14 protein-coding genes are annotated in these 15,474 nt (G+C 70.1%); 8 read left to right on the top strand and 6 right to left on the bottom strand.

Features of this window, described 5'->3' with window-relative positions:
- Positions 1-9: 9 nt before the first annotated feature.
- The 5 genes from ABD371_RS23845 to ABD371_RS23825 all read right to left on the bottom strand — a co-directional run bounded on the left by ABD371_RS23845 (position 10) and on the right by ABD371_RS23825 (position 5,042).
- Positions 10-690, bottom strand: coding sequence for a response regulator (locus tag ABD371_RS23845; RefSeq protein WP_344479961.1), 681 nt, complete (start codon positions 688-690; stop codon positions 10-12).
- Positions 687-2,012: a sensor histidine kinase gene (locus tag ABD371_RS23840; protein WP_344479960.1), complete on the bottom strand. Its 1,326-nt coding sequence runs from the start codon at positions 2,010-2,012 to the stop codon at positions 687-689. Before ABD371_RS23840 ends, ABD371_RS23845 begins: the two co-directional genes overlap by 4 nt.
- A 104-nt stretch (positions 2,013-2,116) precedes the next feature.
- On the bottom strand, positions 2,117-2,986 hold the full coding sequence (locus ABD371_RS23835) for a DUF4429 domain-containing protein (protein ID WP_344479958.1): 870 nt from the start codon (positions 2,984-2,986) through the stop codon (positions 2,117-2,119).
- Between the two features lie 75 nt (positions 2,987-3,061).
- Positions 3,062-4,273 carry an alpha/beta hydrolase gene (locus ABD371_RS23830; protein ID WP_344479956.1) on the bottom strand — a complete coding sequence of 404 codons (1,212 nt, stop codon included), beginning with the start codon at positions 4,271-4,273 and terminating at the stop codon, positions 3,062-3,064.
- Between the two features lie 121 nt (positions 4,274-4,394).
- Complete coding sequence (locus ABD371_RS23825; protein WP_344479955.1) at positions 4,395-5,042, bottom strand: TetR family transcriptional regulator; 648 nt, start codon at positions 5,040-5,042, stop codon at positions 4,395-4,397.
- Positions 5,043-5,201: 159 nt separating this feature from the next.
- Here ABD371_RS23825 and ABD371_RS23820 point away from each other — a divergent pair, with 159 nt between their 5' ends.
- From ABD371_RS23820 to ABD371_RS23810, 3 genes are all read left to right on the top strand, one after another.
- Complete coding sequence (locus ABD371_RS23820) at positions 5,202-6,815, top strand: MFS transporter (protein ID WP_344479953.1); 1,614 nt, start codon at positions 5,202-5,204, stop codon at positions 6,813-6,815.
- Positions 6,816-6,982: 167 nt separating this feature from the next.
- On the top strand, positions 6,983-7,393 hold the full coding sequence (locus ABD371_RS23815; protein WP_344479951.1) for a peptidase inhibitor family I36 protein: 411 nt from the start codon (positions 6,983-6,985) through the stop codon (positions 7,391-7,393).
- Between the two features lie 95 nt (positions 7,394-7,488).
- Complete coding sequence (locus ABD371_RS23810) at positions 7,489-8,430, top strand: NAD(P)-dependent oxidoreductase (RefSeq protein WP_344479950.1); 942 nt, start codon at positions 7,489-7,491, stop codon at positions 8,428-8,430.
- Here the strand turns inward: ABD371_RS23810 and aceE are convergent.
- Positions 8,373-11,105, bottom strand: a complete 2,733-nt coding sequence (gene aceE / locus ABD371_RS23805) for a pyruvate dehydrogenase (acetyl-transferring), homodimeric type (protein WP_344479948.1) — start codon at positions 11,103-11,105, stop codon at positions 8,373-8,375. The two genes, ABD371_RS23810 and aceE, sit on opposite strands and share 58 nt — an antisense overlap.
- 554 nt (positions 11,106-11,659) lie before the next feature.
- Between aceE and ABD371_RS23800 the strand changes: the two genes are divergently transcribed.
- The 5 genes from ABD371_RS23800 to ABD371_RS23780 all read left to right on the top strand — a co-directional run bounded on the left by ABD371_RS23800 (position 11,660) and on the right by ABD371_RS23780 (position 15,339).
- Complete coding sequence (locus ABD371_RS23800; protein WP_190122011.1) at positions 11,660-12,082, top strand: DUF3052 domain-containing protein; 423 nt, start codon at positions 11,660-11,662, stop codon at positions 12,080-12,082.
- 161 nt (positions 12,083-12,243) lie between these two features.
- The gene (locus tag ABD371_RS23795; protein WP_344479947.1) at positions 12,244-12,702 is read left to right on the top strand and encodes a peroxiredoxin; all 459 of its coding nucleotides are present in this window, start codon (positions 12,244-12,246) and stop codon (positions 12,700-12,702) included.
- Between the two features lie 151 nt (positions 12,703-12,853).
- Positions 12,854-13,429: a TerD family protein gene (locus tag ABD371_RS23790; RefSeq protein ID WP_190122009.1), complete on the top strand. Its 576-nt coding sequence runs from the start codon at positions 12,854-12,856 to the stop codon at positions 13,427-13,429.
- 116 nt (positions 13,430-13,545) lie between these two features.
- Positions 13,546-14,121, top strand: coding sequence for a TerD family protein (locus ABD371_RS23785; protein ID WP_344479945.1), 576 nt, complete (start codon positions 13,546-13,548; stop codon positions 14,119-14,121).
- Positions 14,122-14,217: 96 nt separating this feature from the next.
- Entirely contained in the window at positions 14,218-15,339 is a 1,122-nt protein-coding gene (locus ABD371_RS23780) for a DUF475 domain-containing protein (protein WP_344480037.1), read from the top strand.
- The last annotated feature ends 135 nt before the right edge of the window (positions 15,340-15,474 follow it).

Here is a 15,474-nt window from a genome sequence, read left to right as displayed (position 1 = left end):
CGCCCCGGGTCAGCCCGTCCCGGGCCGCACCAGCCCCGACTCGTACGCGAAGATCACGGCCTGGGCGCGGTCGCGGAGGTCCAGCTTCGCCAGGACGCGGCCGATGTGGGTCTTGACGGTCTGTTCGGCGACGACGAGATGGGTGGCTATCTCCTGGTTGGAGAGGCCGCGGGCGATCAGTTCGAGGACCTCGGTCTCGCGGGGGGTGAGGCCCTTGAGACGGAGGGAGGGGTCCTTGCGGGAGGGGGCGGGGCGCTGGGCGGCGAACTCGGCGATGAGACGGCGGGTGACGGAGGGGGCGAGGAGGGCCTCGCCGGCGGCGACGACGCGGACGGCGGCGATGAGGTCGGCGGGCGGGGCGTCCTTGAGGAGGAAGCCGGAGGCGCCGGCGCGGAGCGCCTCGTAGACGTAGTCGTCGACGTCGAAGGTGGTGAGCATCAGCACCTTGGGGATGTGGACCACCCCCGGCGGGGGCTGGAGGATCGCGCGGGCCGCCGCCAGACCGTCCATCTCGGGCATGCGGACGTCCATCAGCACCACGTCGGGGTGGGCCTCCCGGGCGGCCGTCACACCCGCGCGGCCGTCGGCGGCCTCGCCCACCACGTCGATGTCCGACTGCGCCGACAGCAGCGCGGCGAATCCGGCCCGCACCATGGCCTGGTCGTCGACGATGATCACGCGGATGGTCACTCGGCGTCCTCCGGGGTCGCGGGCGTCGCCATCGGCAGACGCGCGGCCACCCGGAAACCGCCGTCCGGCAGCGGACCGGTGTCCAGCGTGCCGCCGGTCAACCGTACGCGCTCCCGCATGCCGACCAGCCCGTGCCCGGTCCCGGTGGACTCCAGCGGCGACCGGGGCGACTCCGCCGGGCCGTTGACGACCAGCACCACCAGATCCTCGCCGATCGAGGAGACCGACACCCGGGTCACCGCGCCCGGCGCGTGCCGCACCACATTGGCCAGCGCCTCCTGGGTGATCCGGTACGCCGACAGATCCACCGCCTGCGGGACCACCGCCGGATCCACCGCGAGCGACAGCTCGGCCGGCACCCCCGCCCGCACGGTCGCCTCCACCAGCTGCTGGAGCCGGGAGAGCCCGGGCTGCGGGGCGAGTTCGCCGTCCGTGCCGTCGCTGCGCAGCACCGTCAGCAGCCGGCGCATCTCGCCGAGGGACTCCCGCGCGCCCGCCGCGATCGCCGCGAACTCCTCGCGGGCGGCGTCCGGGAGGCCCTCGATCCGGTACGGGGCCGAGTCGGCCTGCACCGTGATCACCGACATGTGGTGGGCGACCATGTCGTGCAGCTCCCGCGCGATCCGGGCGCGCTCCTCCAGCAGGGTGCGCCGGCCGCGCTCCGCCTCGCTGATGGACTCCTGCGCCGTCAGCCGCCGCTGGGCCTCCCGCTGCTCCCGCAGCGCGCCCGTCACCAGCAGCACCACACCGCTCAGCACGAACAGCAGCACATCGGAGGAGTTGGTGCGCTCCGAGGAGAGCAGCTCGAAGACCAGCCCGGCCAGGCCCGTCATCAGCCAGACGGCCAGCAGGGTGCGATGCCGCTCCCGCACCCCCAGGGCGACCATCAGCAGCAGATATCCGACGATCAGCGGCGGGGTCCACGGCCAGCTGTCGCCCGGTGTCCCCGGCGCGCGCATCAGGGCGACGGCGCCGATCACGGCGGCGGCGAACACGATCCACCAGGCCTCCAGCGGCCTGGTCACCGCGAGCAGCAGCGGCGCGGTCTGCCCGACGGCCAGCAGGGTCGCGGCCCCGCCGGCCATCCCGTAGGTGTTGGTGAGCACCTGGATGGTGATCGGCAGCAGGGCGGAGACCGCCGCGAAGGCCAGGGCATGGGGGACCCGCCACAGCCAGCGCCTCGGGGACGAGCCGAGGAGCGGTCCGGTGTACTCGGCGGGGGCGCGGAGACCGTCCGCGAGGAGCAGCAGATTCCGCCGGGCGGCGCGTGACAGGGGAACCTGTGGCGTTCGCGCAGGTGAGGAGGGTGATGTCTTGGTCATGGCCCGATCAGGGTAGGCAGCGGGACCGTCTCCGGGCGTCATACCCCGGAGCCGCCCCGCTGTCGTACCCGGGTATGACACACGCACCCTGCCGGGGCGGCGGCTCACAGCTCCGCGAGCAGCTCCGCCTTCTTCGAGCTGAACTCGTCGTCCGTGACCAGCCCGGCCTGGTGCAGCTCCCCGAGGTGGCGTATCCGCTCCGCGATGTCCGCCGGATCGCGCCGCCCGCCCGACCGCAGGGCCATCGCCGGGGTCCTGGCCGATTTCTGGACGGACTCCAGCACGGCGGCGGCGAACGGCAGCGACTCGTGCAGCGGCCCGCCGCGCGGCCCGAACACCACCGCCGCCGGGTCCTTCTCCGGCTGCGCGGGCCGGCTGGGCTCGGAGCGCAGCAGCAGCCGCAGATGGCCGTCGGCGGCCTCCGGGGTGCGCCACTCGACCCCGGTCAGCTCCTGGACCGGGAAGTTCTGGTCACCCACCTTCCACTTCGCCGACGAAGCGCCCGTGCGCGACCAGCGGAAGCCGACGTGCCGGCCGTCGAAGGACGCCCGGCCGTCGTACGCCTTGAACTGCAGCGGCGCGTCGGGCACGGCGTACGGCGCGGCCACCGCGTAGCGGTCGGCGGGCTGGTCCGCGTCGCGCGGGAGCACCGCGCGCAGCTCGTCGGCCCAGCGCAGCGCGAGCGCCGCCCGGTCGGCGGGGATCACCAGCCGGTACGGATCGGACTCTTCTCTCAGCTGTCCGGCGGCGGCCTCCATCAGCGGATCCGCCCCGGCTCGGGGTGCCACGCGCAGCACCGTCGTTCCCCGCTTGCCCGGGGAGAGTGTCACCGATGCCAACGCCTCGTGGGGGATGCGGCGTTCGCGGAGCGCCTGAAACAGCTTCGGCGTGCGGTGTCCCCGTTCAAAGCGGATGAGCACGGAGTCTGACTCGAACTCCCATGTGGCTTGAATTCCCGCCAGTACATCACCCATACGCATCATCGTAGGCGTCACGCGCCCGCGCGTCGCCCCTCAGTTTCAACTGTTGTTCATGAGGTTCTACGCGCGTCAGGCCGCCGCATCTCCGTAAATATCACGGTGGCACGAGTCGTCCTCGCTCGCGCAGCTCACACCGCCGTACGCGCCCACCCCTATTTCGGCGAAGTTGACCACGCTCTCGGTACCCGGCTCGAAATATCCGCTGTGGCCGACGGCGCCCGCCGCCGACATCACCCGGGCCCCGAACTCGGGGGCCACCGGGTCCTCGCCGTGGCCCAGCCCGCCGACCTCCAGATGCGGTACGACCTCGATCCAGTCGTCCCCGTCGCGCATCGCCCAGACCCGGGCGCGGGCCCGCAGCCCGGCCACGTTCTCGGCGCGCATCCCGGGGCTGCCCGCGACCGCGATATCGGTGACCCGGGCCGGCAGCCGCCGCGCGGCGACCCCGCACACCACCGAGCCGTAACTGTGGCAGAACAGGGCGACTTCGGACGTGCCGGGCAGTGCTTCGGTGAGCGAGGTCAGCCGTACCGCGCCCTTGTGGGCGAGCCGTCCGGTGGCGGAGTCCATCCCCACTCCGGCGGGCGCGGTGTAGTCGGCCCAGGCGATGACGGCGGTACGGGTACGGGGGGAGGCGGCCCGCTGCGCGGCGTACAGCGACTCCGCCATGCCGGCGGGGGCCGAGTATTTCCCGCTGGTCCGCTCGAAGGTGAGCAGACGGGTGTCGACCCCCGGGACGATCACCGAGACGCGCTCGGCGCGTTCGAGGTCGCCGAAGACCTCGGCGGCCCGGCCGCCGCCCGCCGGGTCGAAGGCGAGGATCTGGCGCTCGGGTCTCATCAGCGTCTCGTAGCGGTGTATCAGCAGCCCGGCCTGGTGGCGGCCGTCGGCGCTCAGTCTCGCGGTGAGGGCCCGGCCGCGCTCCAGCCGCAGCGAGCGGGCGATCGCCAGCCGGTTGGCGCGGTAACGGAGGGCGATCGGAGCGCCGTTGAGATTCCCGACGACCAGCGGGAAGCGGGTGGCGAGCCGGGTGCGCTGGACAGTGCCGAGCGAGGCGAAGAAGGCGGCGAGGCGGCCCGGCGGCTCGGTGGTCCCGGGGAGGGGCCGGCCGCCGATCCGGACCTCGCGCCAGTCGCTCAGTTCCGCCTTGAGCAGCTGGGGCGGGGTGCTCGGATGACGTACGGCGGTCCAGCCCGTGGTCGCCAGCATCAGGAACACCACGGCCAGCGCGAGCAGCATGCGCCAGAAGGCGAGGGTGGGGGAGGAGTCGAAGGAAGTCACTGCGGGACACCCTAGGAGAAGCGCGCGCGGGCTCGCCCGGACCGTGAGGCAGATCACGTGTTCAAGGGTGAAGGGAGGGGAAGGGGCGAGCCCTTGCCGCCCCGCCGCCGGGCTCGTCGCGTCAGGGGGCCGGGCTCCGCCAGTCCGGGGCCATCGCCGGGCCGAAGCTGTCCAGGGACGCCACCATCAGATCCCGCAGCGCCTGCACACTCGGATCGTCGCCCTGGCTCCACAGCCGCCCGGCCACCTTCATCACTCCGCTGAAGGCGGCCACCGCGAGCCGCGGCCGGGGGTCCGAGGGGTCCAGCCCCTCCCGCTCGGCGATCAGCGCGGCCATCTCCTCCTCCAGCTCCATGGAGCGGCGCAGATGGGCGGCGATCAGCGCCGGCGTCGACTCGATCAGCAGATAGCTGCGCATGTGGAGCGAGACCGGAAAGGACTCCCCGATCGCCTCGCCGAGGGTGTCCCAGCCGGCCAGCACCGCGTTGCGCATCGCCTCGAACGGCCTCTCCTCCGGCGGCCTCGCCCGCATCAGAGTCTTGACGTGGGTCTCGATCCGGTTCTGGGAGGCGAGGGCGACCTCCTCCTTCCCGGCGAAGTACCGGAAGAAGGTGCGCTGGGAGACCTCGACCGCTTCGGCGATCTCGTCCACGGTCGTCCGCTCGTACCCCTGGGCGATGAACAGCTCCAGCGAGGCCCGCACCAGCGCCTCACGGGTGAGCTGCTTCTTCCGCTCGCGCAGCCCCTCGCGCACTCCTTCGCGCGGCACTGTCGCCTCCGGCGCCGACCCGACCGTCACACGGTCCCCACTTCTCGTCTCGGCACGAATGCCTCTCCGCACGCCCGGTCCGAACCGGGCGCATATGTGACAGTTACCGACTACTGAAACAGTTTGTCAACTGTCAGTGGCTGACATTAGCCTGACGGCATGACTAGTCAGACCGCCGTCGCCCCACCGCCGAAAGACCCCAAGTCCCCGTCCCCCGCACCGCTGAAGGGGCTCAGGGGCCACCCGTGGGTCACCCTCGTCGTCGTGGCCGTCGGCGTGATGATGGTCGCGCTGGACGGCACGATCGTCGCGATCGCCAACCCCGCCATCGCGGACGACCTCGACGCCACGTTCGCCGACGTCCAGTGGATCACCAACGGATACTTCCTCGCGCTCGCCGTCAGCCTGATCACCGCGGGCAAGCTCGGTGACCGCTTCGGCCACCGCCAGACCTTCCTCATAGGCGTGGTCGGCTTCGCCATCGCCTCCGCCGCCATCGGCTTCTCCGAGACCATTCCGATGGTGGTCGTCTTCCGGGTGGCCCAGGGCCTCTTCGGCGCGCTGCTGATGCCCGCCGCGCTCGGCCTGCTGCGCGCCACCTTCCCCGCCGAGAAGCTGAACATGGCGATCGGCATCTGGGGCATGGTCATCGGCGCGTCCACGGCCGGCGGTCCGATCGTCGGCGGTCTGCTGGTCGAGCACGTCAGCTGGCAGTCGGTCTTCTTCATCAACGTCCCGGTCGGCGTCCTCGCGCTCGTCCTCGGCCTGGTGATCCTCAAGGACCACCGCGCGGAGAACGCGCCGCGATCCTTCGACATCCCCGGCATCCTGCTGCTCTCCGGCGCGATGTTCTGCCTGGTCTGGGCGCTCATCAAGGCCCCCGAGCCGAGCTGGGGCTGGGGCGGCGGCAAGACCTGGGGCTTCATCCTCGCGTCCGTCGTCTGCTTCGCGCTCTTCGCCTTCTGGGAGAGCCGGGTCAAGGAGCCGCTCATCCCGCTGAAGCTGTTCCGCTCGGTGCCGCTGTCGGCCGGTGTGGTGCTGATGGTGCTGATGGCCATCGCCTTCATGGGCGGGCTCTTCTTCGTCACCTTCTACCTCCAGAACGTGCACGGCCTCAGCCCGGTCGACGCCGGACTCCATCTGCTCCCGCTCACCGGAATGATGATCGTCGGCTCCCCGCTGGCCGGTGTGCTGATCACCAAGGTCGGTCCGCGCATCCCGCTGGCCGGCGGTATGACGCTCACCGCGGTCGCCATGTTCGGCATGTCGACCCTCTCCACGGACACCGGCAGCCTCACCATGTCCCTCTGGTTCGCCACGCTCGGCCTCGGCCTCGCGCCGGTCATGGTCGGCGCGACCGAGGTCATCGTCGGCAACGCGCCCATGGAGCTGTCGGGTGTCGCCGGCGGGCTCCAGCAGGCCGCCATGCAGATCGGCGGCAGCCTCGGCACGGCGGTGCTCGGCGCGGTCATGGCCTCCCGGGTCGACACCGACCTCCCGGGCAACTGGGCCGACGCCGAGCTCCCGCCGCTCACCGAGGCGCAGCTCGACGAGGCGTCCAAGGCCGTCGAGATGGGCGTGCCCCCGGTCGCCCAGGGCACCCCGCCCGAGATCGCGGCCAAGATCGGCGATGTCGCGCACGAGACCTTCATGTCGGGCATGGGGCTGGCCAGCCTGGTCGCCGCCGGAGTCGCGGCGGCGGCGGTCTTCATCGCCCTGCTGACCAAGCGCGGCGCCAACGCCCAGGCGGGCGCGGGCGCGGCCCACATCTGACCCGCTCCACCACCGGGCACACCGCGCCCGAACCACAGCCCCGCCGGGCCTGCCCGGCGGGGCTGTCCCCTATGCGGGTGATCTCCCTCCGGAGCCCTTCCGGCCGCCGGGCCGCGCCCGCCAGAGTGCGGTCACATCATCCGTACGACATACCGGAGCCGACCGCCATGCGCACTGCCACCACCACGGCCGCCGCCGCTGCCGCCGTCCTGGCCCTCTCGGCGCTTCTGCCGACAGCCGCCCACGCCGCCCACGCCACCCCCGCCGCCCCGGCCGCCGCGGCTGTTGCCGCCCGGCTCGGCGAGTGCCCTCCCGGTGCGCTCTGCCTCTGGGCCGGGGAGTCGTTCACCGGCCCCCGCCGGACCCATGAGCTGTACGAGACCGGCACCGACGGCTGCGTCCCCCTCCCGCCGGGCGACACCGCCCTCTCCCTCGCCAACCGCACCGGCCGGCCCGTCACCGTCTACCAGTCCCCGGAGTGCGAGGAGGCCGGCGAGTTCGACACCTACCCGGGCTCGGGCGTCTGGACGCCGAACACCCCGTTCCAGGTAAGGGCGTTCATGGTCCGGGAGAGCTGAGCGGCGTCGACCGGGCCCGGGGGAAAGGGTGTTAGCCTGACCCCGATAACTAGATAGAACGATCAATCTAGTCCCTCGGGGCGGCAGGAGCCGGAATGAGCGAGCAACCGATCACCATCATCGGACTGGGCCCGATGGGACGCGCCATGGCCGGCGCGTTCCTCGCGAAAGGCCACCCGGTGACCGTGTGGAACCGAACCGCGAGCAGGGCGGACGACCTGGTCGCCCGGGGCGCGGTCCTGGCCGCCACCCCCGCCGGGGCCCTGTCCGCGGGCGAACTCGCCATCCTCAGCCTCACCGACTACGACGCCATGTACGCGATCCTCGAACCCGCCGCCGCCGCGCTGCCGGGGAAGACCCTCGTCAACCTCGGCTCGGACACCCCGGACAAGGCGCGCGCGGCGGCGGCCTGGGCGGCCGGCCACGGCGCGCACCACCTCACCGGAGGGGTGCAGGCGTCCCCCGAGGGCATCGGCCGGCCGGAGTCGTTCACCTACTACAGCGGCCCGAAGGACGTCTTCGAGGCCAACCGGGCCGTACTGGAAGTACTCACCAGGGCCGACTACCGGGGCGAGGACCCGGGCCTCGCCGCGCTCTACTACCAGCTTCAGCTGGGCCTCTTCTGGACCACCTCACTGGCCTTTCTGCACGCCCTCGCGGTCGCGGAGAAGAGCGGGATCAGCGCCGGGGAGATACTGCCCGATCTCTCCGGCACGGTCGCCGGAATGACCGGCATCTTCGGCTTCTACGCCTCGCGCGTCGACGCCGGACAGCACACGGGGGACGCCGACAGGCTCTCGATGGGCGCCGCCAGTGTCGATCATGTGGCACGGACGGCGAGGGACGCCGGGGTGGACGACTCGCTCCCCGCCGCCGTGCTGGCGGTCTTCGAACGGGGCATCGCGGCGGGCCACGCGGACGACGGCTTCACCCGCCTGATCGAGCACCTCGCGAACCCCGGGGTGGCTGACCCCGGCCCCTACGCGTCGCCGCCCGCCGGGCCGGGGTCGGCCGCACGGACGTCCAGCAGCTGGTAGCGGTCCACCGCCTGCTTCAGCGCCGAGCGGTCGACCTTGCCGTCCCGGGCCAGCTCCGTCAGGACGCCCAGGACGATCGACTCCGCGTCGATGTGGAAGTAGCGCCGGGCCGCGCCGCGGGTGTCCGCGAAACCGAAGCCGTCCGCGCCGAGCGACCCGTAGCGGCCGGGCACCCAGCGCGAGATCTGGTCGGGCACCGAGCGCATCCAGTCCGAGACCGCGACGAAAGGACCCTCCGACCCGGCCAGCTTCCGGGTCACGAACGGCACCCGCTGCTCCTCCTCGGGGTGCAGCAGATTGAACCGCTCCACCTCGACGGCCTCCCGGCGCAGCTCGTTCCAGGACGTCGCCGACCACACGTCGGCGCGTACGTCCCACTCCTCGGCCAGGATCCGCTGGGCGTTCAGGGCCCACGGCACCGCCACCCCGGAGGCCAGGATCTGCGCCGGGACCGAGCCCGCCGTACCGGCGCTGAAGCGGTGGATCCCCTTGAGGATGCCGTCCACATCGACGTCGGCGGGCTCGGCCGGGTGCTGGATCGGCTCGTTGTAGACGGTCAGATAGTAGAAGACATCCTCGGGGCTCTCGCCGTACATCCTGCGCAGACCGTCCTTGACGATGTGCGCGATCTCGAAGCCGTAGGCCGGGTCGTACGCCACACACCCCGGGTTGGTGGAGGCCAGCAGCTGGGAGTGGCCGTCCGCGTGCTGGAGCCCCTCGCCCGTCAGCGTCGTGCGCCCGGCGGTCGCGCCCAGCACGAAGCCGCGCGAGAGCTGGTCCGCCATCTGCCAGAACTGGTCCCCGGTCCGCTGGAAGCCGAACATCGAGTAGAAGACGTAGACCGGGATCAGCGGCTCGCCGTGGGTGGCGTACGCGGAGCCCGCCGCGATCAGCGAAGCCGTACAGCCGGCCTCGGAGATGCCGTCGTGCAGCATCTGCCCGGTCGGCGACTCCTTGTAGGCGAGCAGCAGTTCACGGTCGACCGACTCGTACTGCTGGCCGAGCGGATTGTAGATTTTCGCGCTCGGGAAGAACGAGTCCATGCCGAAGGTGCGGTACTCGTCCGGCGCGATCAGCACGAACCGCCTGCCGATCTCCTTGTCCCGCATCAGATCCTTCAGCAGCCGGACGAACGCCATCGTGGTGGCGATCGACTGCTGGCCGGAGCCCTTCCGCACGGAGGCGTACGTCTTGTCGTCCGGCAGCGCCAGTGGCTTCGCCCGCACCACCCGGGTCGGCACATAGCCGCCCAGCGCGCGCCGGCGGTCGTGCATGTACTGGATCTCCTCCGACTCCGGGCCCGGGTGGTAGTACGGCGGCAGACCGCTCTCCAGCACGGCGTCGGTGACGGGGATGTGCAGCCGGTCGCGGAAGCCCTTGAGGTCGTCGACCGTCAGCTTCTTCATCTGGTGGGTCGCGTTGCGGCCCTCGAAGTTCGGCCCCAGCGTCCAGCCCTTGACGGTCTGGGCCAGGATCACGGTCGGCTGGCCCTTGTGCTCCTTGGCCGCCGCGAACGCCGCGTACACCTTGCGGTGGTCGTGGCCGCCGCGCCCCAGATGCAGGATCTGCTCGTCGGTCATGTTCGCGACCATGGCGCGCAGCCGCTGGTCCCCGCCGAAGAAGTGCTCGCGGATGTATCCGCCGGTCTCGGTGGCGTACGTCTGGAACTGGCCGTCGGGCGTGGTGTTCAACTTGTTGACCAGCAGGCCGTCGCGGTCCTGCGCCAGCAGCGGGTCCCAGGAACGGTCCCAGACCAGCTTGATCACATTCCAGCCCGCGCCCCGGAACTGCGACTCCAGCTCCTGGATGATCTTCCCGTTGCCGCGTACCGGACCGTCCAGACGCTGGAGATTGCAGTTGACGACAAAGGTGAGATTGTCCAGATTCTCCCTGGCGGCGATCGACAGCTGACCGAGCGACTCCGGCTCGTCCATCTCGCCGTCGCCGAGGAACGCCCAGACGTGCGAGGCGGAGGTGTCGGCGATGCCCCGCGCCTGGAGGTAGCGGTTCATCCGGGCCTGGTAGATGGCCCCGAGGGGGCCGAGGCCCATCGAGACGGTCGGGAACTCCCAGAAGTCCGGCATCAGCCGGGGGTGCGGATAGCTGGAGAGGCCGTCGGGGGCCTTGGACTTCTCCTGGCGGAAGGCGTCGAGCTGCGCCTCGCTGAGCCGGTCGAGAAGGAAGGCGCGGGCGTAGATGCCGGGGGAGGCATGGCCCTGGAAGAAGATCTGGTCGCCGCCGTCACCGCCGTCCTTGCCCCGGAAGAAGTGGTTGAAGCCCACGTCGTAGAGGGAGGCGGAGGAGGCGAAGGTGGCGATGTGCCCGCCGACCCCGATGCCGGGGCGCTGCGCGCGCGAGACCATCACGGCCGCGTTCCACCGGGTGGCGTTGAGGACCTTGCGCTCGATCTCCTCATTGCCGGGGAAGAAGGGCTCGTCCTTGGTGGCGATGGTGTTGACGTAGTCCGTGCTGCGCATCTCCGGCACGGCGACGCGCTTCTCCCGGGCCCGCTCGATGAGCCGGAGCATCAGATACCGGGCCCGCTCCCGCCCGCGTTCGTCGACGGCGGCGTCGAGGGAGTCCAGCCACTCCTGGGTCTCTTCGGGATCGAAGTCCGGGACCTGGCTGGGCAGGCCGCCAATGATGATCGGGTTGCGATCTGATCCGGAAGCCACGCTGTTCCTTCGCTGCTCGGAGGTTCCGCGGTTCCGCGCGGGAGCGTCCCGTAGGGACCCCGCGGAAGCGGAGAGGGTCGGGCGGTGCGGCACCGCCTCCATCGTGTACCCCGGGGAGGCAAACTTCATCTCTACCGAGGGGTAACCCGTGATCTCTCCGGCATCCGGACCGGCTCCGTGTTGACGCGGGCGATCGCGTCCGGGGTTCCTCCGGGGTCCGTCGGAGGTCCGTCCGAGGCCCTTCCGGGGCTCGCGCGCCCGGGGCAAAGCGTAATGTTACGCCCATGCCCGTAAAGCGTTCCGTTTGGGTGTTCGGTTCCGATCGCGCCGCTCTGTGGACGTAAAGTGGCAAACAAGTCCGAATGGTGTGGCACATTGCACGGGTCGTGGCCGAACGTGTCTGGAGTTGCGTCGAGACGGGCGCAAACATCACCGTTTCGGCGGTCTGGACGGCCGGGTACTTGCGCGATCCGCCCCGCCCGTGTGGACTACGGCCAACGCCACGCGTACGCGCGGGGCCGCAGCATCTACCGAACATGATCAGGAGGCAAGCCGTGAGCGCGACCGCGGACCACGCGGAGGAGCGGACCAACCCAGCAGCGAGGCTGGGGTTCGAGCCCGGACAGGTGGTCCAGGAGATCGGCTACGACGACGACGCCGACCAGGATCTCCGCGAAGGCATCGAGTCCGTGACCGGCCAGGATCTCGTGGACGAGGAATATGACGACGTCGCCGACGTGGTCGTCCTCTGGTTCCGCGACGAGGACGGAGATCTGACGGACGCACTGGTGGACTCCATCGGTCTTCTGGAGGACGGCGGTCTCATCTGGCTGCTGACTCCGAAGACCGGCCGGGACGGGTACGTCGAGCCAAGCGACATCAGCGAGGCCGCCCAGACCGCCGGGCTCTCTCAGACCAAGAGCATCAGCGTGGCCAAGGACTGGGCCGGCAGCAGGCTGGTGGCCCCCAAGCGCTGAGCAGTCACAGAGAGTGAGTCCTGGATCCTGAACCGGGACATGAGTTCCAGGCCCCCTCCGGGCATCGCCCGGAGGGGGCCTCGGCACACCCCGGAGTGCCCTGTGGGTCCCCTAGGGTGGACCCATCACCCGAACGGACTCATCGAAGGGATCCACCCGCCATGGCGATCGAGGTCGGCACCAAGGCCCCCGAATTCACGCTCAAGGACAACCACGGGCGCACGGTGAGCCTCGCCGAGTTCCGCGGCGAGAAGAATGTGGTCCTCCTCTTCTACCCCTTCGCCTTCACCGGCGTCTGCACGGGCGAGCTGTGCGAGCTCCGCGACGAGCTGCCGAAGTTCGTCGGCGAGGACGCCCAGCTCCTCGCCGTCTCCAACGACTCCATCCACACCCTGCGCGTCTTCGCCGAGCAGGAGGGTCTGGAGTACCCGCTGCTCTCGGACTTCTGGCCGCACGGCGAGGTCTCGCGGGCGTACGGCGTCTTCGACGAGGAGAAGGGGTGCGCGGTCCGCGGCACCTTCGTCATCGACAAGGAGGGCGTCGTCCGCTGGAGCGTCGTCAACGGCCTCCCCGACGCCCGTGACCTGAACGAGTACATCGCCGCGCTCAAGGCGCTCTGACCGCCCCCGGATCCTTCGGCCGGCCCGGGGCCGCCACGACCGCCCGCGCCAAAGCCTGTCTCGCGCGGGAACCGGTCACTAGGATCCACTCGTTGATCCGAACACCGACGCACCATGGGGGCGCTGCCCCTGAACACCAATGGAGGGACTCGTGGGAGTCAGCCTCAGCAAGGGCGGCAACGTCTCGCTGACCAAGGCCGCGCCCGGTTTGACGGCCGTTCTCGTGGGCCTGGGCTGGGACGTCCGTACCACCACCGGCACGGACTTCGACCTGGATGCCAGCGCTCTGCTGACCAACGCCGAGGGCAAGGTCGCCAACGACGGAAACTTCGTCTTCTTCAACAATCTCAAGAGCCCCGACGGCTCGGTCGAGCACACCGGTGACAACCTCACCGGCGCCGGCGAGGGCGACGACGAGCAGATCAAGGTCAATCTGGCGGGTGTCCCCGCCGATGTCGACAAGATCGTCTTCCCGGTCTCGATCTACGAGGCCGAGAGCCGCAGCCAGTCCTTCGGCCAGGTCCGCAACGCGTTCATCCGCGTGGTCAACCAGGCCGACAATGTCGAGCTGGCCCGCTACGACCTGAGCGAGGACGCCTCGACCGAGACCGCGATGGTCTTCGGCGAGCTGTACCGCAACGGCGCGGAGTGGAAGTTCCGCGCCATCGGCCAGGGGTACGCCTCGGGCCTGCGCGGCATCGCGCAGGACTTCGGGGTCAACGTCTGACCGGACGGTCCCCGTCGCGGGGTCCGGCACCGCCCGCCGCCGCGTCCCTCACCGGGCGCGGCGGCGGGCATCCGGCGCATCTGTCGTCACATCTGTCGTCGAGGAGGATCCAGATCATGGGCGTCACGCTCGCCAAGGGAGGCAATGTCTCCCTCTCCAAGGCCGCACCGAACCTCACACAGGTGCTGATCGGGCTCGGCTGGGACGTCCGCACCACCACCGGGGCCGACTTCGACCTCGACGCGAGCGCGCTGCTCTGCGGCGGCGGCCGGGTCCTGGGCGACGAGTACTTCGTCTTCTACAACAATCTCAAGAGCCCCGAGGGCTCCGTCGAGCACACCGGCGACAATCTCACCGGTCTGGGCGACGGCGACGACGAGTCGCTGCTGGTGAACCTCACCGAGGTGCCGGCCGGGGTGGACAAGATCATTTTTCCGGTTTCCATTCATGACGCCGACCGAAGAGGCCAGGCATTCGGCCAGGTCAGCAATGCTTTCATCCGGGTGGTCAATCAGGCGGACGGCCAGGAGCTGGCGCGTTATGACCTGAGCGAGGACGCTTCCACCGAGACCGCGATGATCTTCGGTGAGCTGTATCGGTACGGCTCCGAGTGGAAATTCCGCGCGGTGGGCCAGGGGTACGCGTCGGGCCTGCAGGGCATCGCTCTAGACTTCGGGGTCAATGTTTCATAAATCCGCGCACGGAGCGGGAAACCCGCACTCGGCGCGGGGGAGTCCCTCCCTTGAGGATCCGTCAGGGAGGGCCCCCACGGAAACGATTGGGTGCCAGTGGTTCTGAAAACCTTCGGCTGGTCCTTCGCGGTCACCGCGCTGGGTTTGGTCGCAGCGGTGCTCTACGGCGGATGGGCGGGGTTCTGGATCGTCGCGATCCTGTCCATCCTCGAAATCTCACTCTCCTTCGACAACGCGGTCGTCAACGCCGGAATCCTGAAGAAGATGAATGCCTTCTGGCAGAAAATCTTCCTCACCATCGGCATTCTCATCGCCGTATTCGGCATGCGGCTCGTCTTCCCCGTCCTCATCGTCGCCGTCAGCGCCCAGCTCGGCCCCATCGAGGCTGTTGAACTGGCGCTGAACGACAAGGACAAATACCAGGAACTGGTGACCGACGCCCATCCGTCGATCGCCGCCTTCGGTGGCATGTTCCTTCTGATGATCTTCCTTGACTTCGTCTTCGAGGACCGGGAGATCAAGTGGCTCGCCTGGCTGGAGCGGCCCCTCGCGAAGCTGGGCAAGGTCGACATGCTCTCGGCCTGCATCGCCCTGATCGTGCTGCTGATCAGCGCCACCACCTTCGCCAAGAGCGCCCATCAGCACGGCGGCGGACACGCCGACAAGGTGGAGACGGTACTGCTCTCCGGCGTGGCCGGCCTGATCACCTATCTCGTCGTCGGCGGACTCTCCGGATACTTCGAGAAGAAACTGGAGGACGAGGAGGAGCGCGAGCACGAGGAGGAGGAGAAGGCCCGGCGCAGCGGCAAGAAGGTCACGGCCGTCGCCATCGGCGGCAAGGCGGCCTTCTTCATGTTCCTCTATCTCGAAGTCCTCGACGCCTCCTTCTCCTTCGACGGGGTCATCAGCGCGTTCGCCATCACCAACGACATCGTCCTGATGGCGCTCGGCCTCGGCATCGGCGCGATGTACGTCCGTTCGCTCACCGTCTATCTGGTCCGCGAGGGCACCCTCGACGACTATGTCTATCTGGAGCACGGCGCGCACTACGCGATCGGCGCGCTGGCTGTCATCCTGCTGGTGTCCATCCAGTACGAGATCCCCGAGGTGATCACCGGTCTCGTCGGGGTCGCCCTGATCGGCTGGTCCTTCTGGTCCTCGGTCCGGCGGAACCGGGCGATCGCGGCCCGGCAGAAGGTGCTGGAGGAAAAAGCCTGAGCCACACTCCGTCGCCGGGGTGTGACCGGCCGTGGAATGAGGAACGCTCTGAGCGGGGCGGGTTCGAGGCGGCGTCCTCGGGCCGCCCCGCGCGGCGCGCAAGCGTTCGGGTGGGGTTCGACGAGAGGACTGGGG

It is taken from the genome of Streptomyces amakusaensis (assembly GCF_039532665.1).
Taxonomy (GTDB): Bacteria; Actinomycetota; Actinomycetes; order Streptomycetales; family Streptomycetaceae; genus Streptomyces; species Streptomyces amakusaensis.
This window is presented reverse-complemented; position numbering and strand designations above follow the sequence as displayed.